2 protein-coding genes (1 of these 2 only partly in view) are annotated in these 699 nt (G+C 34.2%); one reads left to right on the forward strand and one right to left on the reverse strand.

The features are described from left to right. Positions 1-162: 162 nt before the first annotated feature. Complete coding sequence (locus tag J3U35_RS02095; protein WP_267359222.1) at positions 163-339, forward strand: hypothetical protein; 177 nt, start codon at positions 163-165, stop codon at positions 337-339. A 47-nt stretch (positions 340-386) separates the two neighbouring features. Here the strand turns inward: J3U35_RS02095 and J3U35_RS11495 are convergent. Next, positions 387-699, reverse strand: part of the annotated coding region (locus tag J3U35_RS11495; protein ID WP_324123827.1) for a tetratricopeptide repeat protein (this coding region is incomplete at its 5' end). Its footprint extends 349 nt past the window's final position; 313 of its 662 annotated nt are in view.

Here is a 699-nt window from a genome sequence, read left to right on the forward strand (position 1 = left end):
TCTGCACCAGTTTAACATCAAACCTTAACAAATTAAATAGCTAAATAATCATATTATTCAGCAAATTAATTATGGCATTATAATCCAATATGTAACTACTACATGTAAGTGTTGATCACCTATTCCGTATTGGGTATCCGTAAAGGCGAACTGCGTTTTAGAATGAGCTTTGATCAACGACAAGCATTTGACGAACTCAAAATATTTGTTGAAAAAATGCAAGACAAAACCGGCGTTAATATTGCCGAAATGGATAAAGAAACCATTGACGGTTTAAGGCAACATTACCAAACCATTATGCTTGAAATTCAAAATATTGCGCATAAATGGTTAAAATAGGGGAAATAGGAGCATAAAAAGGGCATAATTGCCCTTTTTTTCAGATATTATTGTTCAAGTGGTGGATAGCCAGGCCAATGATCATCATAAGGTAGCTCGCCCATGGTAATGGCATATTTACGCCACAGTTGTGCCAGATCCATATTTTGTGCTTCCGCTCTATAATAATGACTTAAAAAAGTCATACTTTCATAATAGCCTTGAATCGCTTTTTTGATTAAATAACGCTCTTTTAAAGGGGTAATATCACCAATGGTATCACCCAATACAATTGACCAGGTTGGTCTATGCCAATTATACATAGCACCAATACCATCCATAAAATAGAGTTGATAGATGTTATTAAAAAACTTTAATCGT

Origin of the sequence: Gilliamella sp. B2717 (assembly GCF_026536675.1) — a bacterium.
Taxonomy (GTDB): Bacteria; Pseudomonadota; Gammaproteobacteria; order Enterobacterales; family Orbaceae; genus Gilliamella; species Gilliamella apicola_I.

Bases quoted from the DNA above. Each gene is read 5' to 3' on its own strand.
- J3U35_RS02095 (WP_267359222.1), top strand. From the start codon at position 163: ATGAGCTTTGATCAACGACAAGCATTTGACGAACTCAAAATATTTGTT.